This is a genomic window from Stenotrophomonas sp. PS02298 (assembly GCF_029959445.1).
GTDB lineage: Bacteria > Pseudomonadota > Gammaproteobacteria > Xanthomonadales > Xanthomonadaceae > Stenotrophomonas.
This window is the reverse complement of sequence record NZ_JASCOR010000004.1, coordinates 21746-45884: the sequence shown is the minus strand read 5'-3', so window position 1 is coordinate 45884 and position 24139 is coordinate 21746. Positions and strand designations below refer to the sequence as shown.

Here is a 24139-nt window from a genome sequence, read left to right as displayed (position 1 = left end):
GTGAACGGCTCGACGGCGCTGGCGCCGCCGAGCCCTTGCAGATGCGTGCCCAGCCTGATCAGCGGGCACCCACCGCGCGATTACTGCACATGCATTACTGCACCAGGAACGTGATCCGCAGGTTGACCCGCCACTCGGTGACGTTGCCGTCGCCGTCGGTGACAACCTTGGTTTCGTTGATCCACGCACCCTGGATGCCCTTGACCGTCTCGGCCACCTTCTTGATGCCGCTGCGCACCGCATCCTCGATGCTGGTCTTGGAGGACGCGTTGACTTCAATGATTTTCGCCACTGACATGTCCAACTCCTTGGTTGCACCACGAACCATTCGTGGAACTACCGAGCTTGGCTGCTACCGTGTTAAGGCACTGACACGAGGTGCTAGCATCTTCCGGTAATGAATCCCGCCCCCAATCTCATCCTGGTCGGCCCCATGGGCGCCGGCAAAACCAGCATCGGCCGTCGCCTGGCCGAGCGTTTCGGGCTGGTGTTCGTGGATGCCGACCAAGCCATCGTCGACGACGTGGGCTCCAGCATTCCGGCCATTTTCGAGAACGTCGGCGAAGCCGGCTTCCGTGCCCATGAAAAACGGGTCCTGTCACGCCTGCTGGACAGCAGCGGCCAGCTGATCTCGACCGGCGGCGGCTGCGTGCTCGACCCGGAGAACCGTGAACGCATCCGCGCCCATGGTTTCGTGGTCTACCTGCGGGTCAGCGTGGCCTCGCAGCTGTCGCGGCTGCAGCGCGACAAGACCCGCCCGCTGCTGCAACGCCCCGACCGCGAGCAGGTGCTGCACGCCATGGCGGCCATCCGCGACCCGCTGTACAGCGAATTGGCCGACCTGATCATCGATACCGACCTCTACACCCCCGCCGACGCCACCGCGCACACCGTCACACGGCTTGCCGCGCAATGGCAGATTCTGGAACCGCCCCGCATGACCGCCCCCACCCGCACCGTCGCCGTCGGCGGCGAACACCCCTATCAGATCCATATCGGCCCTGGCCTGCTGTCGCAGGCACAGGCGCTGGTCGGTGCCATCCGTGGCCGCCACGTACTGCTGGTCAGCGACGACACCGTCGCTCCGCTCTACCTGGCCAAGGTACAGACCGCGCTGCTGGCAGCCCGGCCCGACCTGAAGATCGGCCAGCACATCATCCCCGCCGGCGAGGCCTCCAAGACGCTGGACAACTTCGGCGGCGCGATCAACGCGCTGGCAAGCCTCGGCGCCACCCGCGATGCCTGCGTACTGGCGCTCGGCGGTGGCGTGGTCGGTGACCTGGCTGGTTTTGCCGCGGCCTGCTGGATGCGCGGCGTGGACTGCGTGCAGTTGCCTACGACCTTGTTGTCGATGGTGGACTCCTCTGTCGGTGGCAAGACCGCGGTGGATATCCCGCAGGGCAAGAACCTGGTCGGCGCCTTCCATCCGCCGCGTGCGGTCGTCGCGGATACCGCTGCGCTGCGCACCCTGCCGGCACGTGAGCTGCGGGCCGGTCTGGCCGAGGTGATCAAGTACGGCGCCATCCGCGATCCGCTGTTCTTCCAATGGCTGCAGGCAGAACGCCAGGCCCTGCTGGCCGGCGACGACGGCGCGTTGGCCCAGGCCATCGCCCGCAGCTGCGAGCACAAGGCCGAGATCGTCGAACGCGACCCGCTGGAGAAGGGTGAACGCGCCCTGCTCAACCTCGGCCACACCTTCGGCCATGCGATCGAAACCGCACAGGGGTATGGCGCGCCGGGCAACGACAACCTCAACCATGGTGAGGCGGTCGCGGTCGGCATGGTGCTGGCGGCCAGGCTGTCGGCGGCGCTGAGCATGGCCGATGCGGCCGATACCGAGGTTCTGCGCGAGCTGCTGGAGGCTTATGGCCTGCCGACCGCGATCCCTGCCGGACTGGATGCAGAAGCCCTGCTGGGGCATATGCGTCTGGACAAGAAGAACATCGCCGGGCGCCTGCGACTGGTGCTGTGGCGCGGCATCGGCAAGGCCGAGGTGGTGCCGGATGTGGATGAAGCGGCGGTGTTGGACGTGCTGCGGCAGGGTTGAGCGGGAAGTCAAAGGCTTACCCCTCCCCAACCCTCCCCTGCTAAGCAAGGGAGGGGGAAGAGCGGGCATGGTCGTTATCTGACAGATCGCAGAGGACGGCCCCCTCCCCTGCGCAGCAGGGGAGGGCTGGGGAGGGGTAGCTCTTCGCAACACCCCAAAAACCAGCCCAAAACCCGCACACCGGCTACAATCGCCGCCATGCGCGTCCTACTGCAACAGCCGCCCAGCGGCAAAGAAGCCCCCCGCTACGTTCAACTGTCCCTGGTGCCGGATCTGCTCGGCGGCTGGGAGTTGCTGCGTGAGAGCGGCCAGACCGGTGGCCGCATCCAGTTGCGCCGCGAGCTTTTCCTGCAGCACGACGACGCCATCCACGCCTTCGAAAAGGCCCGCGATGGCCAGATCAAGAAAGGCTTCCAGGTGATGTTCACCGCCGGCCAGCCCGCGCCCTGAATCCCGCATTCCCTGCAGGTGCGCCGCAGCGCGCCTGCGGTTCTTACCCAGGAGTTCCATGTGACCAGCCCACTTCGCAATGACCGCTTCCTGCGCGCCCTGCGCCGCGAGCCCGTGGACTACACCCCCGTCTGGCTGATGCGCCAGGCCGGCCGCTACCTGCCCGAATACCGCGCCACCCGCGCCCGCGCAGGCAGCTTCCTGGGCATGGCCAAGAACCCGGAAGTCGCCTGCGAAGTGACCCTGCAGCCGCTGGAACGCTTCGACCTGGATGCCGCCATCCTGTTCTCGGACATCCTCACCGTGCCGGACGCGATGGGCCTTGGCCTGTATTTCGTCGACGGCGAAGGCCCCAAGTTCAAGCACCCGGTGCGCGATGTCGCCGCGGTCGCCAAGCTGGCAGTGCCGGGCATGGAAACCGAGCTGCGCTACGTGATGGACGCAGTGCGCCTGATCCGCCGCGAGCTCGACGGCAAGGTGCCGCTGATCGGCTTCTCCGGCAGCCCGTGGACCTTGGCCTGCTACATGATCGAAGGCGGCGGCAGCAAGGATTTCGCCCGCACCAAGGCAATGGCGCTGAACGAGCCCAAGGCCCTGCACCAGCTGCTGGAAGTGGTGACCGACGCGGTCATCGCCTACCTGTCGGCACAGCGCGCGGCCGGTGCGCAGGCCTTGCAGGTCTTCGACACCTGGGGCGGCGTACTGGGTCCGGCGATGTACCGCGAGTTCTCGCTGCGTTACCTCAACCGCATCGCCAGCGAGCTCAAGCGCGGCGACGGTGCCGAGCGCACCCCGCTGATCCTGTTCGGCAAGGGCACCGGCCAGTACGTCGCCGAGTTGGCCGCCAGCGGCGCTGAAGGCGTCGGCGTGGACTGGACCATCTCGCTGGAAGACGCTGCACGCGCAGCCGGCGGCAAGGTCGCACTGCAGGGCAACCTGGACCCGACCACGTTGTACGGCTCGCCCGATGCGATCAGCCGCGAAGTCGGCAAGGTGCTGGAAAGCTACGCCGCCGGCAACGGCGGCTCGCGCGAGGGCCATGTGTTCAACCTTGGCCACGGCATGTCGCCGGACATGAACCCCGAGCACGTCGCCGTGCTGGTGGATGCAGTACATCGCCTCAGCCGCCGCTGAGGTCCGAAGGCCCGGAAGCTTGACTTCAATCTTCCGGGCCCGGACGCTGGGCGCCCCTCATCAGGCCCACGTCCCATGTCCAAACGTTGCAAGTCACTGCTGCTGGCATTGGCAATCGCTGCGCCGGTTGCAGCAAGTGCTGCACCGCCGCCACTGCAGTTGGGCGAGGACGACTTCCCGACGCTGGCCGCGTTTCCTGAAGTCGCACAGCTGACCATCTTCAGCACCGGACCGATGGACTTCCCGACCAGCTGCAAACAGATCCGCATTGCGCGAGCAGAAGAAATCGCACCTCGCTGGCGGCCGTACATCACCCGCCTTTCGCTCGACCGCTGCAGCACCGAATCCGTCGGCACCGATGCCATGCAGGACACCTCGTACGATGCCAGCGCCCGGATCAGGCCCGGCTTGGTGACCCTGTACGGATTGCCGGTGACCGAGACGCGCGAAACGCTGGCCGAAATGTACGGCAACCGCACGCTGGTGCTTGCGGTTCCGCTGCAGGAGGCGTTGGAGAAAATACGTCCGATCAGCGAGCGCGACTGTGCACCGGTGGCGCGCAACAACCCCGGCATCCCAACCAACTGCAAGATGGAACGCATCGACGAGGACAGCTGGAGCATCACCATCGGTGAACTCAATTCCACCATCATGCTGAGCCGGAACCCCGATGATTCCGGATCAACCCTGTACACCATTGGCGGCGGCGACTGATCTACGCAACATCTGCACACGCATCGGAGGACAATAAACGCCTGCTCCAGTGCGAGTCGTCTTGATGCCCCCAGCTCCCCCCATCCCGCAGGCCGCCAGTTCCGCCCAGAAGCCGCTGCTATGGCTGGTGTCGCTGGCCATCTTCATGCAGATGCTGGACTCGACCATCGTCAACACGGCCTTGCCGGCGATGGCGCGCAGCCTCGGCGAGAGCCCGCTGCAGATGCAGTCGGTGGTGTTCAGCTACGCGCTGGCGGTGGCCACCTTCATCCCCGCCTCAGGCTGGATCGCCGACCGCTTCGGCACGCGTCACACCTTCCTCGCCGCGATCGTGCTGTTCACCCTGGGCTCGCTGGCCTGCGCGCTGTCACCCACGCTGCAGTGGCTGGTGGCCTCACGCGTGCTGCAGGGCATCGGCGGCGCGATGTTGCTGCCGGTCGGCCGTCTGGCGGTGATGCGTTCGGTACCGCGCGAACAGTTCCTGTCGGCGATGAGCTTCATCGCCATTCCTGCGCTGATCGGTCCGCTGCTGGGCCCGACCCTCGGCGGCTGGCTGGTGGAAGTCGCCTCCTGGCATTGGATCTTCCTGATCAATCTGCCGATCGGCATCATCGGCTTCGTCGCCGCGCTGAAGATCATGCCCGACCACTACGGCCAGCGGAATCAACGCTTCGACCTGGCCGGCTATGTGATGCTGGCGTTCGGCATGATTGCCTTGTCACTGGCATTGGATGGTGTGTCAGCGCTCAACTCGGCGCATGCACTGGTGCTGCTGCTGGCAGTGGTTGGCATCGCCGCATTGGCCGGCTACTGGCTGCATGCGGCCAACGCCGCCAATGCGCTGTTTCCGCTGAGCCTGTTCAAGGTGATCAGCTTCCGCATCGGCATCCTCGGCAACCTGTTTTCGCGCATCGGCAGCGGAGCGATGCCGCTGTTGATACCGCTGCTGTTGCAGGTCGGCATGGGCCTGAGCCCGATGACCGCAGGCATGATGATGATTCCGGTCGCCCTGTCCGGCATGGCCGCCAAGCGCGCAGCGGTGAGTCTGGTGGAACGCTTTGGCTACCGGCGCATCCTGATGATCAACACCGTCTGCGTCGGCCTGGCGATGGCCAGTTTCGCGCTGATCACCGCCGAGCAGCCGCTGTGGTTGCGACTGACTCAACTGGCGATCTTCGGCGCGGTCAATTCGATGCAGTTCACCGTGATGAACACCGTCACCCTGCGCGACCTGGACACGCACCAGGCCAGCAGCGGCAACAGCTTGTTGTCGATGGTGATGATGCTCGCCACCGGCTTTGGCGCGGCCACCGCCGGCAGCCTGCTGGCGGCCTTTGGCACTCACTTGAGCGGCCACGGCGCGACCGCAGCACTGCATGCCACCTTCCTCTGCGTCGGGGCGATCACCCTCAGCTCGACCTTGGTGTTCTGGCAGCTGCCCGACAACCGCCCGCACCCGCGGGCGGTGGAAGAAGTTGCCGAGTAAACCCACCCTTCAGTCGGGCGCGGCCTGTGCCTGTTGCCGGCGCTGCGCCTCCAATACGCCAGCGATTGCCTCCAGCAACATCTGTGCGGTCACCGGCTTGCGCAGGAAATCGGCAAAGCCGGCATCGCGCGCCAGTGGTTCGGCCTCGGCATCGGAGCGCGCGGTTACCGCGATCAACGGCATTTCGTAGCCCATTGCCTTCAATTGCCGTGCGAGCCCGAAGCCATCGATGCCGGGCAGATCCAGATCCAGCAAGGCCACATCGAACTCCTGGCTGGACAGTTCAGCCAATGCTGCCAGGCCATGCGCGGCATGCACCGCGCTATGCCCGTGCACTTCCAGCAAGCCACGGATCACCGCAGCAATCGTCGGGTCGTCCTCCACCAGCAGCACCCGCTGCGCCGGCAGGTTCATCCACGCGCCGCTGGTGGCATCATCGTCCATCGAGGTCGGCGGCACTTCCCAGGCCAGCGGCAGGTCGACGATGAAGCAGGTGCCATCACCCAGACTGCTCTCCACATCGATGCTGCCGCCCATCGCCACGCTCAACTCGTTGCAGATGGCCAGGCCCAGACCGCTGCCACCATAGCGCGCGGCGGTGCGAGCCCCATCGGCCTGTTCAAAGCGACGGAACAGGCGCTGCTGCTGCTCGGCGCTGATACCCGGACCGGTGTCACTGACCTCGAAACGGACACCCTTGCCACCGTCCTGCAGGCGCACGCGCAGGCTCACCGAACCATGGCTGGTGAACTTGATGGCATTACCAAGCAGGTTGAGCAGTATCTGCCGCAAGCGCATCACATCGCCGATCAGGCGCGTGCGTGGCGCAGCGGCGCTGTCGAACTCGAATGCCAGCCCGCGCCGCTGCGCCAGCGGCTCCATCAGGCCGCGCACGTCTTCCAGCAACTGCCGCAGCTCCAGGGGCTGATTCTGCAGCTCCAGTCGCCCGGCTTCGATACGGGCAAGATCCAGCGCATCGTTGACCAGTCGCAGCAGGTGTTCACCCGCCCGGCGGATCGACTGCGTATAGCCACGCTGGCGCTCGTCCAGCGGTGTCGCCAGCAACAGTTCGCTCATGCCCAGCACCCCGGTCATCGGCGTGCGCACTTCATGGCCGAGCGTGGCAAGGAAGCGGGTCTTGGCCAGGGACGCCTGCTCGGCCAGCTCCTGCTTGTGTCGCGCCAGCTGCCATTCATTGCGTCGGCGCAGACGCCGCTGGTACAGCCAGGCACCACTCAATATCAGCGCAACAGCAATCACGAGGAAAGTCATCACCCCGGCCGGGCTGCGCGCCCATGGCGGCTGCACGCGGAAGGCCAGGGTCTGCACCGGCGACCACACATTGTCCGAAGTGGCGGCCTGTATCTCCAGCTGATAGCGCCCCGGCGGCAGCCGCGAGAACACGCGATCGCCGGACGCGCCCACGTCCACCCAGTCCGGGTCATAGCCGGCCAGGCGGAAGCGGTAGGTATTGGTCGCCGAGTCAGCGAAGGACAGCAGGCGCGCGGCAATGCGCAGGTCGCGGTCGCCATCGAGGATCTGCAAGGGCGATTCCAGGGTGATGTCGCGTTCCTTGTCACCGCGACGCACGCTGACCCGCTCGATGATCAGCGGCGGTCGGCGGGTTGAAGGCTTCACCTGGCTGGGGTCGAACAACACCACACCATCGGGCGTGCCACCGGCCAGTTGGCCGGTGCGCGCCTGCACCAGCGAGCGACGGCGGAACTCCTGCCCAGGCAGGCCATCGTGCACGCCATACATGCGCACCGAGCGATTGGCCGGGTCAATGCGGATCAGGCCGCGCGCACTGATCGCCCACGCCACGCCCTCGGCGTCCACCAGCAGGCCGGTGGCAGCCAGCATCGGGAAGCCCTGCTCAACGCCGACGCGATCAAGCAAGGTCATGCGCTGCCCATCCCACAGATAGCGGTCCATGCGCCCAAGGCCGGCAATCCAGGCCACCCCGGTATCGGTGACGTGGAAAGTGGAGACGCGCCCTGTCGGCCCACCCGGCACCGGCGCGAAGCGCCCCTGCTGCGACTGCCAGGCATGCAGGCCGGTACCGGTCGCCAACCACAGCTGATCCGCAGGGCCGCACTGCATGTCTTCGATCAGTGCTTCCGGCACCCCGGCCTGGCCTGGTTTCAACTGCAGCAGCACGTGGCCATCGGCATCGCGCTGCTGCATGCCGCCGTCTTCGGAATAGATCCAGATCCGGCCACCATTGCAGCTGCGCACGATGTCGGCATCACCGATCATCGCCGCGTCCTTGCCGTCATTGCCATGCCAGCGCTGTACGCTGCCGTCACTCGGGTCGTAGCGCACCAGCGCATCCAGACTGCCTATCCAGACCTTGCCGTGTGCATCCTCAACCAACGACTGCGGCCAGTTCTTGCCATCAATCGCCTGCAGGTGGTGTTGCACCTCACCGGTACCGGGGTCGAGTCGATCCAGGGCGCCGCGCGTACCCACCACCCAGATACCGCCGGAGGCGGATGGCGCCAAGGCCAATGCATAGGGGTTGCGCAACGAGGATGGATCGTCCAGATGCCGCGACAACACCGAGAACTGCCGCCAGCTCGGTGGCAGATGCCACAACCCGGCATTGGTACTGGCGAACCACAGCCCGCCTTCGCGGTCCTCGTAGGCGCTGGACCAGTTGGGCTTGACGATCCCGCGCTCCTGCGCACTGTACAAGGGCACGTTGCGCACCACGTTGCTGCGGATCCGGCCCAGCCCGGAACGGGTATCCAGCCAGTAACTGCCATCGGCTGAATACTGCAGCATGTTGAACACATCGCCAGGCGCGGCACCTGCCCAGGTTGCCGCCTCGAAGCGGCCGTCGGCATGGCGCTGGACCACACCTTCGTTGGTGGCCACCCACAGCCGGCCTTGCTTATCAACCTTCAAACCATTGATACGCGGCGAAGGCAGCAGTGCATTGCTGACCCGGTCGAAGCCTGCACCATTCCAACGCGCCAAGCCGCCCTTGGTGCCAACCCAGAGGCTGCCATCCGGGGTGACTGTCATGTAGGTCACCGACGCCGCCGGCAAGCTGTGCTCATCGCCGGCTATCGGCATGAAGCGACGGATATTGCCGTCCGGATCGAGCCGGTGCAGGCCACCGGTAGCGGTACCGAACCAGACGCTGCCATCGGGCGTGGAGGCGATGGCCCAGATCGTATTGCTGCCTATCTGCGGATAGGTCTGCTGGTCGAAGAAGGTGAACTTGAGCCGGTCCGGCGACAGCATCACCAGCCCGGCGTTCTGCGTGCCAATCCACAACCGGTTGCTTTTATCCGCGTGCAAACTCCACACCACGTTGTCGCGCAGCCCGTTCTCCGCGCGCCAGATGCGGTAATTGCGGCCGTCGTAGCGGGCAAGCCCGTCACGGCTGGCCAGCCACAGGTAACCGGTGAGGTCTTCGGCAAAGGCATTGATGTTGCTGGAAGGCAGGCCATCGGCCACGGTCAACTGCCGTGGCTGCGGTGTTGCAGGCACTTCGGCCAGTGCCACAGATGGCACCAGCAACAGTCCGCCCAGCAACAACCCTGCGAGCCATTTCATCAAACCCAACCTCCTGCCACGCCGCCCGGCGCGCCTGTGATGGCGACTATTGTGCCTGTCCCGGCGCCAACGCATCAGCGATCGCATCGACCAGCATCTGCCCGGTCACCGGCTTGCGCAGGAAACCCTTCATACCTGCAGCGCGCGCCAGCTGTTCGGCCTGTGCGTCAGCGCGCGCGGTGACCGCGATCAACGGGAAACGGTGGCCGGACCCACGCAGCTGGTCAGCCAGCGCGATGCCATCCAACGCCGGCAAATCCAGGTCCAGCAGACCCACATCGAATGCCTGCTCGCCGACCTCGGCCAACGCGGCCAGGCCGTGTGCGGCATGTATCACCCGGTGGCCACGCGCGGTCAGTAGACCGGTGATCACCTGGGCCACGGTCGGATCGTCTTCCACCAGCAGTATGGTCAGTGGCCGCAGCGCGACCGCTGGCTCGGCAGCAACAGCCCCGGCGCTGGTCGAATGCTGCCATGGCAACGGCACTTCAAGCACGAAGCACGCGCCTTCACCCAGGCGGCTCTCGACGCGGATGTTGCCGCCCATCGCCATGGCAAGCTCCTGGCAGATCGCCAGGCCCAGACCACTGCCGCCGTAGCGCGATGCTGTGCGGTTGCCGTCGGCCTGCTCAAAACGTTGGAACAGACGACTCTGCTGCTCGGCACTGATGCCCGGCCCGGTATCACTGACGCTCAGGCAGATGCCGCCGTGCCCTGGCAGCAGCTGCGCGCCCACCGCGACCTTGCCACGCTCGGTGAACTTGATTGCATTGCCCAGCAGGTTCATCAGGATCTGTCGCAGGCGCATGGCATCACCCACCACCATCACCTGGTTTGCAAATGGCGCGGCAGCCTCGAACACCAGCCCGCGACGCTCCGCCATCGGTGCCATCAGAGCGCTCACTTCCTGCAGCAGGCGGCCGAGGTCGAAGGGACGATTGTCGAGCTCCAGCTTGCCGGCTTCGATGCGCGCCAGGTCCAGCGCGTCATTGACCAACGCCAGCAGGTGCGTGCCGGCCTGCTGGATCGCACCGGCAAAGCGCTGCTGGCGTTCGTCCAGGTCGGTGCTCAGCAACAACTCGCTCATGCCCAGGACACCGGTCAACGGCGTGCGCACCTCATGGCCCAAGGTTGCCAGGAAACGGGTTTTCGCCTGCGAGGCCTGTTCGGCCAACTCCTGCTTGTGCAGCGCCAACTGCCATTCGTTGCGCCGACGCTCACGCCGCCGGTACCCGAGTACCGCTGCCACCGCCAACACTCCGAGCAGCAGCGCCCATGCCACCAGTGCCCAGTTGCTGCGCCACCACGGTGGCGCAACTTCGATCTGCAATGTCTGCGGTGGCGTCCACGGACCATCAGCGGCTGCACCCTGCACCTGCATCCGGTAGCTGCCGGCAGGCAGGCGCGATACCAGGCGCTCACCATCACTGCCCAGATCCACCCAGTTCTGGTCGTAGCCTTCGATCTGGACACGGAAACGATGCCGCGCAGGATCGACATAGGACAGCAGTCGTCCGGTCACCCGTAGATCGCGATCCTCCGGCCCAAGGTGAATCGACGTCCCCTTCAGCCGCTGCTCGCGTGCCGCATCGTCGCGACGCACACCGATCGACTCGATCACCAGTTGCGAGCCCACTGGCGCGGTGACCTTGGCATCGGGATTGAAGCTGAGCAGGCCTGTCGCAGACACCGCCAATGCCCGTCCGCAACCTGCATGCGCCGGTGGCCGCGCGGTGAACTCGGTATCGGTCAGGCCATCGCCTTCTTCCAGCACCCGCACCCGCGCCGCGCCCGGCTGCCACCACAGTAGTCCGCGCGTCGTTGTCGCCCACAACTGGCCACTGCAACCTACCACCAGCCCACCCATCGCCACGGCCGGCACACCTTCATCGGCACCCAGCCGCTGCAGCAGGGAGAATCCATCCGCGCCATGACCATAGCGTTCCAGTGCGCCATCACGCGCCAACCAGGCGCTGCCATCGGCGAGGAACACCAGGTCATAGACCATTCCTTCCGAAACGCCTGGCACGACGACAAAACGCTTGCCATCAAAGCGCTGTACGCCGCCGCCGCCAACCAGCCACAGACTGCCATCGGCGCCCTGTCGCAGCTGCTCAACCAGCTTTTCCGGCAGGCCGGAGGCCGTTCCCTGCGGATAGTCCGCCAACAAGCGGCCATCGGCCGCTCGGTGCTGCAGGCCATGATTGATGATGGACAGCCACATGCTGCCGTCAGCCGCCAGCCGCATCAGATCCGCGCGTTGGGTCGGATCATCGCCCACGCCCAGATCGATCCGCCGCACCTGTCCATCCGAAGGCCGGTACAGGGTGATCCCACCGGCACGGCCCAGCCAGATCACCCCATCACTGCCGCGCTGCACCGACCAGATACTGCCAGGGCCGAGTTGCGCATCACCAGCCAGCTGGGACAGCTTGCCGGCTGCATCCAACTGGTACAGGCCATGGCCGCCGACCACAAGGAAGCCCTGGCCATCGGCGGCCGAATTGATCAGGTACAGGCTCTCCAGCGACTTGCCGTCGAGCTGGTAGTGACTGGAAAACCTGGACCAGTCCGGGCGCAGATAGGCCATGCCCTGGGTCAACATGGCGGTCCAGATGCCGCCTTCGTGATCCTGCAACAGGTCCAGCACACCACTGTTGGCAGTCAGGAAGCCGCTGCCGCCATCGCCGTCCAGCAACTGCAGGTTATGCGCATCGCCGCGATACAGGCCGGAGGAGCTGCCCATCCAGTAGCGCCCGTCGCGATCATGCAGGACCATGGCCGCACGCGCCTGCGCCGCCTGCGGCCATGGCGCAGCCGACACCGTACCGTCGTCGAGTACCCGGTACAGGCCGGCATCGGTGCCTACCCAGATGCCGCCATCGCGGTCGCCGCTCAGGCGGATCACATCCTTGCCTTCGAGCAGTGGCGAACGCACAGCCGCAAAGCCGTCCCCCCGCCGCCAGCGCACCAGGCCACTGGTGGTACCGATCCACATGCTGCTGTCCTTGCCGGGCAGCAAGGCGTAGATGGTGTCGTCCGGCAGGCTGCGCGGATCATCCGGCTGGTGCTGGTAGCGGCTGATCCGGCCATCGGCATGCCGCAGGCAGATACCGCTGCCGCTGGTACCCACCCACAGGTCGCTGCCCTGCATGGCCAACGCCCAGACCTGCTGTTTGCAGATGGCCTCCAGCTCGGCGAAGCGGGTGAAGCGCTGTCGGTTGGCATCCAGCATCGCCAGGCCGGCACCGTTGGCACCGACCCAGACCCGGTCCTGTGCATCGATCAGCAGGGTTTCCAGGGTGTTGCCCGGCAGCGAGCCCGACACCTGCGGGTCGTGCCGCCATACCCGCAACTGGGTCCCGTCATAGCGCGCAAGCCCGTCATCGGTAGCCGCCCAGACGTAGCCGTGACGATCCTGGCCCAGCGCAAGCACGGTCCGCGACGGCAGGCCTTCCGCCACACCCAGACGCCGCATGCGCGGTGTTTCAGCCAGATCCAGCGCCACGGCACAGCACGGCCACAACAGCAGCAACGCCAGCACCGTCAGCCATGCACCCCGAAAAATCCCTTTCATCAACGCCCGACACTCCCCATCGCGGCCCCACATGCATCACCCCAATCGCTGCGACTTTAGCGCCGGCCCCGGCCCCGGGCAAAGTCACCTGAACCGACTGCGTAACAAACCGTTGCGCAATATGCGCACAAACCATCACCTGCATCCGCCTAGAATCCACTATCCCGACCCGGAGCCGGACCTTGCTGCCACGCCTGCTACTGCTGACCTGCGGCCTGCTCTCCTTTGCCGCCACTGCTGCCAATGAGCGCTACCGGCTTGATCCCGTGCATACCCGGGTGCTGTTCTCCATCGAGCATGCCGGCTTCTCGCATGCGCTTGGCACGGTCTCAGGCAGCGAGGGCGTACTCGACTTCGACCCGCAGGACTGGGCCAACGCCAGGCTCGACGTCGCCGTGCCGATCACCCGGCTGGACCTGGGCGATGACAAATGGAACCAGGCCACGCTGGCACGCAACCTGCTCGATGGCGAGCGCTTCCCGCAGGCACGCTTTGTTTCCAGCCGGGTCAAACCGATTGATGCCAGCCACGCCCGTGTGTTCGGCCAATTGACATTGCGCGGGGTCAGCCGTGAAGTCGCGCTGGAGGTCACCCTCAATGCGCTCAAGCGCCATCCGTTGCCACCGTTCCGGCGCACTGCCGGGTTCTCGGCGACCACCACGCTCAGTCGCGCCGACTTTGGCATCAGCGCCTGGCCTTCGGTGATCGGCGACAAGGTCGAACTGCGCATCGAGGCCGAGGCCGTACGCGATGCCGGTGCCGAAGCACCGCCCGCTACCTCCGAACCGACACCCGCGCCGGACAGCAGCCTCGAAGACGCCGCCGACGCGGCCCTGAAATCAGCAACAGAAACGGGAAAACACCCATGAGCCTTGAAAACAACGCGCAACGCTGGGGCAGCCTCAGCAAAAGCCTGCACTGGCTGATCGCCGTGCTGATCCTGGCCCTCGGCATCGTCGGCCTGACCATGGGCGAGTTCCCGAAGACACCGAAGTACTTCTGGATCTACACCATGCACAAATCCATCGGCATCACCGTACTGGTGCTGGTGATTGTTCGCCTGGGGTGGCGCCTGTATGCCGGCGCGCCGGAACCGGTGCCTGGCACCCCGAGCTGGCAGGAGCGCATTGCCTCGGCCACGCATTGGCTGCTGTACGTGCTGATGTTCGCCATCCCGTTGTCGGGTTGGTTGTACGACTCGGCCAGTGGCCTGCGTCCGTTCAAGCTGTTCGGGCTGGTCGAAATGCCCAAGCTGGTTGCCCCCAGCGAGCAGGCCAGCCAGTTCTCCCATGCCATCCACGAATGGGGCTTCTGGGCGCTGATCCTGCTGGTGCTGGCACATGCCGGTGCCGCGTTCTATCACCACATTCATCTACGCGATGCCACGCTGGCACGCATGCTGCCGCAAGGCTGGCTCAACCTTCCGCAAAAGGATTCCGCATGAACATCAAGCTCACCTCCCCCGCCGCTGTTGCCGCCGCCCTTGCCGGCATGCTCGCCGTCGCCCCGGCCATGGCCGCCGACTACCAGCAGGCCCCGGGCGCCGGCTCCATCCTCGTGTTTGCCACCAAATATGACGGCGAAGTGTTCACCGGCAGCTTCCCCGGCTTCCAGACCCAGGTCAGCTTTGACCCGGCCAATCCGACTGCCGGCAAACTGGACGTGACCATCCCGCTGGTTGGTGCCAAGAGCGGCAATACCGATCGCGACTCCACCCTGCAGGGCGCGGATTTCTTCAACGTCGCACAGTTCGCCCAGGCCCGTTACACCGCCAACGGCTTCCGCGCGCTGGGCAACAACCAGTACGCCGCCGACGGCACGCTGGAGCTGCGCGGCGTCAGCAAGCCGGTGACGCTGACCTTCACCTGGGCAGCGGGCGCGCAGCCCGTGCTGACCGGCAAGGCCACGGTCAAGCGACTGGACTTCGGCGTGGGTGGTGGCGACTGGGCCGACACCAAGACCATCCCCAACGAAACCGCGATCAGCACCATCGTCAAGCTGAACGCCAAGTAAGAAGTTGCCCCCACCCCCTCTACCGCACGCGGGAGAGGGGAATGTAGTGCCGAGCCATGCTCGGCAAGGGCTTTCCCGGTAAACCCCAAGCATGTAATGCCGAGCCATGCCCGGCAGAGGCTTTCCCGGTAACGCCCCAGCCGAACATGGCTCGGCACTACAGGTGTAGCGGCAACCACGCGGCCAACACCGCCGCATCAAACGGCCAATCCAGCTCCCTGCCGCCTGCATCCCGCAACACCGGCACGCGTGCGCCATACATCGCCTCCAGCGCCGCATCGTCATCGATGAACACACTGTCGAATTCCGGCGCGCGCGCCTGCGCCAGCGCCGCCAGCGCCAGGTCGCACAGATGGCAATCATCACGTTGGTAGAGGGTCAATCCCATTCGGCGCCTGCGCAAGGAATGCTGCGCTGCAGACATGGCCTGCAGCAATGAACCCGTAGAATAGCGGCCATCTCAACGCAGTACGCAGAATCAGCATGTCCGTCAGTACGTTCGACCTGTTCAAGATCGGCATCGGCCCGAGTTCGTCACACACTGTTGGTCCGATGCGCGCGGCCGAGCGCTTCGTCCACCGCTGGCTGCTGGATCCGGGCCAGTTGGACAACACCGTGCGCATCCGCGCCGAAGTGTTCGGTTCGCTGGCCCTGACCGGGCGCGGCCATGGCACCGACAAGGCAGTACTGCTGGGCCTGGAAGGCAATCGCCCCAACGAGATCGACCCGGACATCATCCCGGCCACGCTGGAACGCATCCGCAGCAGCAAGCGCATCAAGTTGATGGGCCAGCGCGAGATCGCCTTCGACGAGAAGCGCGACCTGGCCCTGAACAAGCGCCAGAAGCTGCCGTACCACACCAACGGCATGCGCTTCACCGCCTACGATGCCGACGACCAGATCATCGCCACCCGCGATTACTACTCGGTCGGTGGCGGCTTCGTGGTGAATGAAGATGATGCCGCCGATGACCGCATCGTGCCGGACCAGACGCCGATCCCCTACCCGTTCAAAAGCGGCGACGAGCTGCTGGCGCAGGCCGCGCGCAGCGGCCTGAGCATCGCCCAGATGATGTACGAGAACGAGAAGTGCTGGCGCAGCGAGGATGAGATCCGCGCCGGCCTGCGCGAGATCTGGGACGCGATGCAGTCCTGCGTTACCCGCGGCATCCGTTCCGAAGGCACCCTGCCCGGCGGCCTGCATGTCAGCCGCCGCGCGCCCACGCTGTACCGCGAACTGTCCTCGCGCCCCGAGGCAGCCATGCGCGACCCGCTGACCACGCTGGACTGGGTCAATCTGTACGCATTGGCGGTCAACGAGGAAAACGCCGCCGGTGGCCGCGTGGTCACCGCGCCCACCAACGGCGCAGCCGGCATCATTCCGTCGGTACTGCATTACTACGACCGTTTCTGCCCAGGCAGCAACGAGCAGGGCGTGTTCAACTTCCTGTTGACCGCTGCCGCCATCGGCATCCTGTACAAGGAAAACGCCTCGATCAGCGGTGCTGAAGTCGGTTGCCAGGGCGAAGTCGGCGTGGCCTGCTCGATGGCGGCCGGTGGCCTGATGGCAGCACTGGGCGGCAACCCCGGCCAGATCGAGAACGCTGCCGAGATCGGCATGGAGCACAACCTCGGCCTGACCTGCGACCCGATCGGCGGGCTGGTGCAGATCCCCTGCATCGAACGCAACGCGATGGGCTCGGTGAAGGCGATCAACGCCAGCCGCATGGCCATGCGCGGCGACGGCAAGCACAAGGTCTCACTGGACAAGGTGATCAAGACCATGCGCGACACCGGCCGCGACATGCAGGACAAGTACAAGGAAACCAGCCGTGGCGGCCTTGCCGTCAACGTCATCGAGTGCTGATCTGCGGGTAAACCGGCGCTGGCCCCGTTGGGGCTGGCGCCTGCTGTTGTTTCTGCTGCTTTGGCTGGGCGCCAGCTGGCTGTGGAGCAGCTATTGGACCGCCGCACCCGGCCAAGGCGCCATCGCCACCGATGGCAGCTTTGACATTCCCATCAGCATCCGTGTACACGAACACTGGGCATTGAATCTCGACTTCCATCCAGGCAGCTTGGGCGACGAGGAGTTCAAGCGCCGCATCGCTCCATGGAAGCAAGCAACGCCAGACACCGGTGCAGTCACGCTGCAGTGGCGATTACTGGCGAACGACGGGCAACAGCTTGCCGCCGGCACCAGTCTTTTCCATCGCGTCGACAGCTGGTCGAGCCACACCGTCAGCTGCACTCAGCCCCTGCTCTCAATCCCACCCGGACGCTACCGGCTCGCAGGCCAAGTGATCGCACCGCCGCCTGTAGTCACCGGCATGGACATGGCCGTGGTAATCAGAGTCACCAATGGCAAGGCATGGAACAGCTGGCAGCTTGATCTGGCCTGGTGGAGCGGGCTGCTCAACCTGTTGCTGGTCCTGCCCTTGGCCATCCTGCTACTGCTGGCGATGTTGGCCCATACGCTGTGGCGCCGACGCGGCCGCCCTCACTAGCCGCAAGCACACGGAGACAAGTTCGAAACGAGCGCTTCCGATCCGCAGCACGAGCGTATTGCAATGCCTCCTTCCGTTACACCAGAATCGCGCATCACAATGCAGCTTCAGGGGAAGCAGATGCACGGCGGAAAGGAATCTGGCGAGCAGGCACCGCTACGACGCCCACGTACGGCAGCACGTACCTCCGCGCCCGGCAATGGCATGGCAACCCTGATCAAGCTGGTGCTTGCTGCGGTGGCCCTGCTGTTGCTGGCGTACTACGTTGGCAATCGCAAGCCGGCTCCTCCAGCAACGGATACAGCCACAGCAGCACCCGATGTCGCAGCACCTGCCACCGCATCGCCGCACGCAGGCCCTGCAGCGCTGGTGATCCAGGGCGAAAAGTCCACGACGATAGCCAACATCGACGAGGCGCGGATGTCGGTACAGGAAGGCGGCAATGTATTGCGCATCGAAGGTAGTGTCGGCAGGAACTTTGCCACCCAGATGAAGACGCTACTGGACGCCAATCCAAGTGTGCGTCGCATCGATATCACCAGCGGTGGCGGCTATGCCAACCCGGGGCTGGAAGCAGCACGCCTGATCAACCGCAACAACCTCACGGTGCGGGTCCGCTCGCACTGCGCCAGCATGTGCGTGGCACTTTGGGCTGCCGCCAACCAACGGCAGCTGGAGGCCGATGCAGTGATCGGCCTGCACCAATGGAATCCGCAGTGTGATGCCCGCCCCGAGGAGGCGGAGCGCAAGGAGTGCCATTACCAGGTCCAGTTCGCTACCGAGCACAACTCCAGCTACAACGCGTGGCTGCGCGCTGCCGGCTTCAACCAGCGCTTGTTGAACCTGCAGACGCAGACTGCCTCCGAAGACATCGCGGTGCTGTTCGCCCCGCAGCTTTGGGAAAACGGGGTCGACTTCACCGCCGTCGACAGCGATGGTGCACGCATGAGTCGTGAGGCAGTCCTGCAGCACCTTGCCGCCAGGGCCAAGCGCGGCTGAGCACTCAGGCACCGCGTCTGCCCAGCTTCAGCATGCCCTCCAGGGCCAACAGCGCCACCGCCAGCCAGATCGCCACATAGGTCGGCCACTGCCCGTGGCCTACGCTCTCGCCGAGCAGCAAGGCCGCCAGCATCAGCAACACCGGCTCCACATAGGTAAGCAGGCCAAACAGGCTGAATGACAGCATCTTCGAGGCCAGCATGTAGCACATCAACGCCACCGCGCTGATCGCCCCGAGCAGCGGGATCAAGGCGTACAGGGCTGGCTTCTGCGCCAGCGCTGCCAGCAGTTGCTGGCCGTCACCAATCGCCGCCCAGAAAGCCACCGGCAGCAACAGCACCAATTCCACCCAGAAGCCACCCAGATGGCCAATGCGCAGATGCCGACGCAGCAGGAAATAGGCCGGATAACCCAGCGCCACCAGCAGCATTTCCCAGGACAACCCGTGGTTGCGCAGCAAAGCCCATCCCACGCCCAGCGCGGCACTGGCCACCGCCAGTTTCTGCAGGACGGACAGACGCTCGCCATAGACCACGCGCCCGAGCAGCACCATCACCAGGGGCAGCAGGAAGTAACCCATCGATACCTGCAGCGCGCGGCCGTGCAACGGCGCCCACAGGAACAACCACAGCTGCACCCCGACCATGCCCGCGCACAGCGGCAACGCCCACCACAGCCGACGCTCAACCCGCAGGCGTCGCAGGGTATCGATGATCAATGTCTTCTCGTCGCTCACATGCAGCATCAGTGCCACCAACGGCACCGCGAACAACACGCGCCAGCCAAAAATGTCGCCACCCTGCAGCGGTGCCAGCTGCGGGCTGGCGTAGTACATCAGACCGAACAGCAGGGACGCTGCCAGCGAAACCAGAACACCTTTGGACACAGCACACCTGTCAGAGCAAGAAACCGGCAGCCTGCGGGCTGCACGAAATGGCAACGTTGACGCCATGACGCCAACACCCCGGCATCATAAAGCCAGAACGTTGCAGCGCCAGCTTCGAAGGGAGTGCTTGCCACCGATCCGGAGTCTGCGCGAGTGCGAGCCGATACCGGGCATCACCCACTCCGCAGCAGCCGGCCTGGATCGGCAACGAATCGACGTTGCAGCACGCAAAGGGTGCTGCAGCGACACTCAGCGATTGACGATGCTCAGCACATCGTCCAACAAGGCTGCAGCTGTCACTTCGGCACCTGCGCCCGGTCCCTGGATCAGCAGCGGCTGGTTGTTGTAACGGTCACTATGAATCGCCACACGATTGTCAGTGCCGCTGCCGCCAGCCAGTGCATGGGACTGCGGCAGTGCACGCAGACCGACGCTTGCCCCCTGCGCATCCAGGCGGCCCACGAAGCACAGTTTCAGGCCCTGCGCGCGTGCCTGCTGCAGGCGTTCGGCCAAGGGTGCGTCCAGCAGCGGCAACGCGCCATCCACCTCGTCGGCGGACAGCACCGCCAATGCCGCCGGCACCAGCGAGTCGACCTTGATCTGATCGGCTTCCAGCGGCACACCCGCTGCACGTGCAAGGATCAGCAGCTTGCGGCGTACATCTTCACCGGACAGGTCAATGCGCGGGTCCGGCTCCGTATAACCGGCAGCGGCCGCTTCGCGCACGCAGGCCGAGAACGGCTGGCTGCCGTCATAACGGTCGAACAACCACGCCAGCGAGCCGGACAGCACGCCTTCGATGGCATGCACGTGGTCGCCACCGGCAACCAGGGCGCGGATGCTGCGCAACAGCGGCAGACCCGCACCGACCGTTGCCGCGTCGCCGTAACGGGAGTTTCCGGTCGCAACCAAGGCGCCAATCTGCTGCGCGCGCGCCAAGGCCGTGCCATTGCCCAGCTTGTTGGCCGTCACCACATGAATGCCCTGTGCCAACCACAGCGCATGGTCGGCAGCGACGGATTCGCTGGCGGTGGCATCCACCACGATGTCGCCAACGCGCAGGCGCCCCACTTCCTCGCGATGCACCTGCTCATCGCCCTGCCGCTGCGCGTCACGCGCACGCGACAGCGCCGCATGCGGTGCATCCTCACAGGCGAGCGCGATGCGCGAGTTGGCCACCACATGCAGTGAAGGCAGGCTCAACTGCCGCTGTTGCAATGCCTGGTAGCGCGCAACAAACGCCGAGCCGACCGTACCGGTTCCCAGCAACACCAGCCGCGCCTGCGGCTGTTCCAGCGGACGCAGTACCGCGCTCATGCATCCACCGTTTTTTTACAGTTGCCAGAGGCCAGCTGCGCATCGGCAATCACCTTGGCAGCGCGCGCAAGACCTGCCTGCAGGTCGGCGACCAGATCCTCGCTGGACTCGATGCCGACCGACAGGCGCAGCAGGCACTCGCTGATGCCGGCCGCCGCGCGCGCATCGGCGCTCATCGCGGCATGGGTCATGGTCGCCGGATGCGCGACCAGGCTTTCCACGCCACCCAGCGATTCGGCCAGGGTGAAGTAATTCAGGCCATCCAGGAAGGCACGCACCGCTGCATACGGATCGTCGCCCTGGCAGGCGGCCAACTCGAACGAGAGCATCGCGCCGAAACCCTTCTGCTGGCGTGCCGCCACAGCATGGCCCGGATGCGACTCAAGGCCCGGGTAGTACACATTGGAAACGGCATCGCTGGCCGCCAGCAGTTCAACCACGGCACTGGTGTTTTCCTGGTGCACGCGCAGGCGCGCATCGAGGGTGCGCAGGCCGCGCAACGTCAGGAAGGCATCGAACGGCGAACCGGTCAGGCCCAGCGCATTGGCCCACCACACCAGTTGCTGGTGCACCTCGGCATCGCGTGCGATCACCGCTCCGCCAACCACGTCGCTGTGGCCATTGACGTACTTGGTGGTCGAATGCAGCACCACGTCGGCACCGAAGGCGATCGGCGTCTGCAAGGCCGGCGACAGGAAAGTGTTGTCCACCACCACCTTGGCACCGGCCTTGTGTGCGGCCTCGATGACGAAGCGCAGATCGGTGATGCGCAACAGCGGGTTGGACGGGGTTTCGATCAGCACCAGCTTGGGCGACTGCGCCAGCGCATCGGCCAGCGAGCGCGGATCGGTCAGGTCGGCGGTGATCAGCTCGAAGTGCCCCTTTTTGGCCAGCGCATTGAACAGGCGCCAGCTGCCGCCGTAGGCATCGTGCGGCACCACTAGGCGTTCGCCCGGCTCCAGCAGGGCGTTCAACACCAGGTTGATTGCGCCCATGCCGGTGGCGGTGATCACCCCGCCGGCGCCACCTTCCAGCTCGGCCAGTGCTTCGCCCAGCAGGTCGCGGGTCGGGTTGCCACTGCGGGTGTAGTCGTACTGGCGCTTGTTGCCGAAGCCATCGAAGCTGAAGTTGGACGACAGCACGATCGGCGGCGTCACCGCACCATAGGCGGTATCGCGGTCGATGCCCGCACGCACTGCCGACGTGGCACGGCTACAGGAGATATCGGAAGTGTGGGACAGGCTCATGCGGTTTCTCCGGGCAGGCGTAGGGCAGTGGCGAGGATCGCGTCGATGCGATCGGTTTCTTTGAGGAAGGCGTCGTGGCCATAAGGCGAGCGCAGCACGCGCAGGCTGCCGCGCTGGCCCAGGCCTTCGACCAGCGCGACCAGGTCCGACAGCGGCACCAGCCGGTCACCTTCAACCGCGACCACCAGGGTCGGCACGCTGACGGCAGCCGGATCAACCCGGTGCAGATCGATGGATTCGGACAGACGCAGGTAGGCGTTGACCCGGGTACGGGCGACGTACTGCGCGCCCGCTGCGTCGAGGTAATCCTCGGCGGCGACACGCACACGGCCATTGACGACTTCCGGTGGCGCATCGAAGCGCTCACCAAATTCTTCCGGGGTGCGGTAGCTGAGCATGGCGAACTGGCGCGCCAGCGCCAGGCCATGGCTCTCCGCACATTGCAGTTGGCCGAGGGCGACTGCGCGCCGCTGCAGCGCGCGCCACGCGGATGCATATGGATGCGGACGATGCGCACCGCTGACCGCGATCAGCTTGTGCAGGCGGCGCGGATGGCGAATCGCCAGTTGCAGGCCAACCAAGGCGCCGTAGGAATAGCCGACGAAGCCGTGCAACTGTTCGATGCGCAGTGCGTCCAGCAAGGCGGCGATGGCATCGGCCTGATCAGCGGTATCGATGGGAGCATCCAGCTCGCCGTCGGCACCGAGGAAATCAAAACCAAGCAAGCGACGATACGCCGGATCCAGTGCGCGACCAGCGCCGACCAGGCCCTCTGCCCAGCCTTTTTCGGCATAGCCTGCATTCGCAGCGAGATGACGGTGTGCGGAAATACCGCCCGCCACCAATACCACCGGTGCGTTGGCAGCGCCCACCAGCTCATAGCGCAGGCGCAGCGCACGCTGGCCTGCGTGACACATGCGCAGCTGCAGCTCGATCTCACCGCGCACGGCAGACACGCCGTCATCAATACGGTCGAGGGAAGCAACAGGAAAAAGCGGAGCTGCGGTAGCGGTGGCGAAACTCATGGCGGTATCCGATAAGGAGCGGCCATCGAGCTTTCGCGGAGCTCGTGTTCGCCGTACGCAAGGTACGGAACGAACCATCTTTCGGCGGACACGGAGGTCACCGCAGGATTTGGCACCAAACGCAGCCGCTTGCGCGTCCGCTGGTTGCCCCGGCTTCAAAGGGCCTGTCCCTCTGCCGGTCTCGATGGTGACGCTACATTGCCAGCCCCTCTTCCGCCTGTCAATCGCTTTATTCGCATAAAGAGATGAATAAGTTTCCAGGGCAACCAAACAGGCACAATCAGGCACTGCCCCAAGGACACCACACTGTGCCCCGCACCATTCCTGTACTGCTGTCGCTGGCACTGCTATGCGCCAGCGGCGCCGAAGCAAGTCCAAGCAGTCGCTGGCGTGAAGCCTGGGGACTCCCCACTGCATCGGCACCTGCCGTAGCGGCGTCCAGCTCGGACGCCTTCGCCAGCCTGCAGTTGCAGGCACGTGCAGGCGGACGCAGCGCCGTGGTCAGCAACCTGACCGCTGGACCTGTGCAGGTCCGCCTGCAGGGCGATAGCCGGGCACCTGCCGCCACCGTGCTGGCCGCAGGAGAGAAACGCAGCCTGTTGTGGCTGGCAGAAGATGATGGCAATCCACTGCGCTTGGCCCTGGACGCGTTTCCTGGCGACCCGGCAGCACAGCCGCAGGATCATCTCTATCTATTGCCGCTGCAGAGCGCCAGCATTCGGGTCAGCCAGGCGTTCGCCGGCCACTACAGCCATACCGATGCACAGAATCTGTATGCCGTGGATTTCCCGCTACCTGAGGGCACACCGGTATTGGCCGCCCGCGCCGGCCAGGTGATGCAGGTCGTCGATAGCCGCGAGCAAGGCAGCCTGCTGCGCATCCTGCACAGCGACGGCAGCATGGCGCTGTATGCGCACCTGCAGGCAGGCAGCGCCAGCGTCCGCCCAGGCCAAGCCGTGGCCGCCGGACAAGGCATCGCGTTGTCCGGAAACACCGGTCACAGCAGCGGCCCGCACCTGCATTTCGTGGTGCAGGTTAATACCGGGCTGGCGCTACGCTCAATCCCGTTCCGAATGGGCAGCGCCCGCGGCGAGCTGAAATTTCCCCGTCAAATTCCCTGAACTATTGAGCCCCTGGGTGGCACGGCAGACAGGAAAGGCTTGACAAATACCTA

At 65.4% G+C, this 24139-nt stretch carries 19 protein-coding genes, 2 pseudogenes and 1 riboswitch; of the genes and pseudogenes, 13 read left to right on the top strand and 8 right to left on the bottom strand.

The features are described 5' to 3' along the window. Window positions 1-94 precede the first annotated feature (94 nt). The gene (locus QMX78_RS01450) at window positions 95-298 is read right to left on the bottom strand and encodes a dodecin family protein (protein WP_282265844.1); all 204 of its coding nucleotides are present in this window, start codon (window positions 296-298) and stop codon (window positions 95-97) included. A 99-nt stretch (window positions 299-397) separates the two neighbouring features. Between QMX78_RS01450 and QMX78_RS01445 the strand changes: the two are divergent. The 6 genes and pseudogenes from QMX78_RS01445 to mdtD all read left to right on the top strand — a co-directional run. Further along, window positions 398-922, top strand: a pseudogene (locus QMX78_RS01445) (shikimate kinase); the annotation flags it as partial. Window positions 923-937: 15 nt separating this feature from the next. After that, complete coding sequence (aroB, locus tag QMX78_RS01440; protein ID WP_282265875.1) at window positions 938-2047, top strand: 3-dehydroquinate synthase; 1110 nt, start codon at window positions 938-940, stop codon at window positions 2045-2047. 198 nt (window positions 2048-2245) lie between these two features. Further along, window positions 2246-2497 (top strand): WGR domain-containing protein, encoded by a 252-nt coding sequence (locus QMX78_RS01435; RefSeq protein ID WP_282265842.1) that lies wholly within the window; start codon window positions 2246-2248, stop codon window positions 2495-2497. A gap of 60 nt (window positions 2498-2557) precedes the next feature. Beyond that, complete coding sequence (hemE, locus tag QMX78_RS01430) at window positions 2558-3631, top strand: uroporphyrinogen decarboxylase (RefSeq protein WP_282265839.1); 1074 nt, start codon at window positions 2558-2560, stop codon at window positions 3629-3631. Window positions 3632-3706: 75 nt separating this feature from the next. Continuing rightward, complete coding sequence (locus QMX78_RS01425; RefSeq protein ID WP_282265836.1) at window positions 3707-4345, top strand: hypothetical protein; 639 nt, start codon at window positions 3707-3709, stop codon at window positions 4343-4345. A gap of 64 nt (window positions 4346-4409) precedes the next feature. Then, window positions 4410-5831 (top strand): multidrug transporter subunit MdtD, encoded by a 1422-nt coding sequence (mdtD, locus tag QMX78_RS01420; protein ID WP_282265834.1) that lies wholly within the window; start codon window positions 4410-4412, stop codon window positions 5829-5831. Window positions 5832-5840: 9 nt separating this feature from the next. On the opposite strand, the gene QMX78_RS01415 is transcribed toward mdtD, so the two are convergent. Both QMX78_RS01415 and QMX78_RS01410 read right to left on the bottom strand, forming a co-directional pair. Continuing rightward, complete coding sequence (locus QMX78_RS01415; RefSeq protein WP_282265832.1) at window positions 5841-9398, bottom strand: ATP-binding protein; 3558 nt, start codon at window positions 9396-9398, stop codon at window positions 5841-5843. A 46-nt stretch (window positions 9399-9444) separates the two neighbouring features. Further along, on the bottom strand, window positions 9445-12975 hold the full coding sequence (locus QMX78_RS01410) for an ATP-binding protein (protein ID WP_282265830.1): 3531 nt from the start codon (window positions 12973-12975) through the stop codon (window positions 9445-9447). Between the two features lie 182 nt (window positions 12976-13157). On the opposite strand from QMX78_RS01410, the gene QMX78_RS01405 reads away from it, so the two are divergent. Genes QMX78_RS01405 through QMX78_RS01395 form a run of 3 tightly spaced genes read left to right on the top strand, consistent with a single transcriptional unit; the run spans window position 13158 to window position 14988 of the window. Further along, on the top strand, window positions 13158-13844 hold the full coding sequence (locus QMX78_RS01405; protein WP_343239144.1) for a YceI family protein: 687 nt from the start codon (window positions 13158-13160) through the stop codon (window positions 13842-13844). Continuing rightward, window positions 13841-14419 carry a cytochrome b gene (locus tag QMX78_RS01400; RefSeq protein ID WP_282265828.1) on the top strand — a complete coding sequence of 193 codons (579 nt, stop codon included), beginning with the start codon at window positions 13841-13843 and terminating at the stop codon, window positions 14417-14419. The genes QMX78_RS01405 and QMX78_RS01400 overlap by 4 nt, the downstream gene beginning before the upstream one ends. Further along, complete coding sequence (locus tag QMX78_RS01395; RefSeq protein WP_282265826.1) at window positions 14416-14988, top strand: YceI family protein; 573 nt, start codon at window positions 14416-14418, stop codon at window positions 14986-14988. The genes QMX78_RS01400 and QMX78_RS01395 overlap by 4 nt, the downstream gene beginning before the upstream one ends. 157 nt (window positions 14989-15145) lie before the next feature. Here the strand turns inward: QMX78_RS01395 and QMX78_RS01390 are convergent, their stop codons facing one another. Continuing rightward, a complete protein-coding gene (locus QMX78_RS01390; protein WP_282265824.1) occupies window positions 15146-15376 on the bottom strand; it encodes a glutaredoxin family protein in 231 nt (76 codons plus the stop codon). 95 nt (window positions 15377-15471) lie between these two features. Between QMX78_RS01390 and QMX78_RS01385 the strand changes: the two genes are divergently transcribed. From QMX78_RS01385 to QMX78_RS01375, 3 genes are all read left to right on the top strand, one after another. Continuing rightward, window positions 15472-16854, top strand: coding sequence for an L-serine ammonia-lyase (locus QMX78_RS01385; protein ID WP_282265822.1), 1383 nt, complete (start codon window positions 15472-15474; stop codon window positions 16852-16854). Between the two features lie 46 nt (window positions 16855-16900). Next, the gene (locus QMX78_RS01380; protein WP_282265820.1) at window positions 16901-17491 is read left to right on the top strand and encodes a hypothetical protein; all 591 of its coding nucleotides are present in this window, start codon (window positions 16901-16903) and stop codon (window positions 17489-17491) included. A 204-nt stretch (window positions 17492-17695) separates the two neighbouring features. After that, window positions 17696-18490, top strand: a complete 795-nt coding sequence (locus QMX78_RS01375) for a hypothetical protein (protein WP_282265818.1) — start codon at window positions 17696-17698, stop codon at window positions 18488-18490. Between the two features lie 4 nt (window positions 18491-18494). Here QMX78_RS01375 and rarD read toward each other — a convergent pair whose 3' ends face one another. From rarD to QMX78_RS01355, 4 genes and pseudogenes are all read right to left on the bottom strand, one after another. Beyond that, entirely contained in the window at window positions 18495-19376 is an 882-nt protein-coding gene (rarD, locus tag QMX78_RS01370) for an EamA family transporter RarD (RefSeq protein ID WP_282265817.1), read from the bottom strand. A 249-nt stretch (window positions 19377-19625) separates the two neighbouring features. Further along, window positions 19626-20693 (bottom strand): homoserine dehydrogenase, encoded by a 1068-nt coding sequence (locus QMX78_RS01365; protein ID WP_282265815.1) that lies wholly within the window; start codon window positions 20691-20693, stop codon window positions 19626-19628. After that, window positions 20690-21940: an O-succinylhomoserine (thiol)-lyase gene (locus QMX78_RS01360; RefSeq protein WP_282265814.1), complete on the bottom strand. Its 1251-nt coding sequence runs from the start codon at window positions 21938-21940 to the stop codon at window positions 20690-20692. Before QMX78_RS01360 ends, QMX78_RS01365 begins: the two co-directional genes overlap by 4 nt. After that, window positions 21937-23026, bottom strand: a pseudogene (locus tag QMX78_RS01355) (homoserine O-succinyltransferase). Before QMX78_RS01355 ends, QMX78_RS01360 begins: the two are co-directional and overlap by 4 nt. 10 nt (window positions 23027-23036) lie before the next feature. Then, window positions 23037-23156, bottom strand: a riboswitch (SAM riboswitch). Window positions 23157-23273: 117 nt separating this feature from the next. On the opposite strand from QMX78_RS01355, the gene QMX78_RS01350 reads away from it, so the two are divergent. After that, on the top strand, window positions 23274-24086 hold the full coding sequence (locus tag QMX78_RS01350) for a M23 family metallopeptidase (RefSeq protein WP_282265810.1): 813 nt from the start codon (window positions 23274-23276) through the stop codon (window positions 24084-24086). The last annotated feature ends 53 nt before the right edge of the window (window positions 24087-24139 follow it).

Coding starts and splice junctions, on each gene's coding strand:
- QMX78_RS01450 (WP_282265844.1), bottom strand. CDS start 298: ATGTCAGTGGCGAAAATCATTGAAGTCAACGCGTCCTCCAAGACCAGC.
- aroB (WP_282265875.1), top strand. CDS start 938: ATGACCGCCCCCACCCGCACCGTCGCCGTCGGCGGCGAACACCCCTAT.
- QMX78_RS01435 (WP_282265842.1), top strand. CDS start 2,246: ATGCGCGTCCTACTGCAACAGCCGCCCAGCGGCAAAGAAGCCCCCCGC.
- QMX78_RS01425 (WP_282265836.1), top strand. CDS start 3,707: ATGTCCAAACGTTGCAAGTCACTGCTGCTGGCATTGGCAATCGCTGCG.
- mdtD (WP_282265834.1), top strand. CDS start 4,410: ATGCCCCCAGCTCCCCCCATCCCGCAGGCCGCCAGTTCCGCCCAGAAG.
- QMX78_RS01415 (WP_282265832.1), bottom strand. CDS start 9,398: ATGAAATGGCTCGCAGGGTTGTTGCTGGGCGGACTGTTGCTGGTGCCA.
- QMX78_RS01410 (WP_282265830.1), bottom strand. CDS start 12,975: ATGAAAGGGATTTTTCGGGGTGCATGGCTGACGGTGCTGGCGTTGCTG.
- QMX78_RS01400 (WP_282265828.1), top strand. CDS start 13,841: ATGAGCCTTGAAAACAACGCGCAACGCTGGGGCAGCCTCAGCAAAAGC.
- QMX78_RS01395 (WP_282265826.1), top strand. CDS start 14,416: ATGAACATCAAGCTCACCTCCCCCGCCGCTGTTGCCGCCGCCCTTGCC.
- QMX78_RS01390 (WP_282265824.1), bottom strand. CDS start 15,376: ATGGGATTGACCCTCTACCAACGTGATGATTGCCATCTGTGCGACCTG.
- QMX78_RS01385 (WP_282265822.1), top strand. CDS start 15,472: ATGTCCGTCAGTACGTTCGACCTGTTCAAGATCGGCATCGGCCCGAGT.
- QMX78_RS01375 (WP_282265818.1), top strand. CDS start 17,696: ATGGCAACCCTGATCAAGCTGGTGCTTGCTGCGGTGGCCCTGCTGTTG.
- QMX78_RS01365 (WP_282265815.1), bottom strand. CDS start 20,693: ATGAGCGCGGTACTGCGTCCGCTGGAACAGCCGCAGGCGCGGCTGGTG.
- QMX78_RS01360 (WP_282265814.1), bottom strand. CDS start 21,940: ATGAGCCTGTCCCACACTTCCGATATCTCCTGTAGCCGTGCCACGTCG.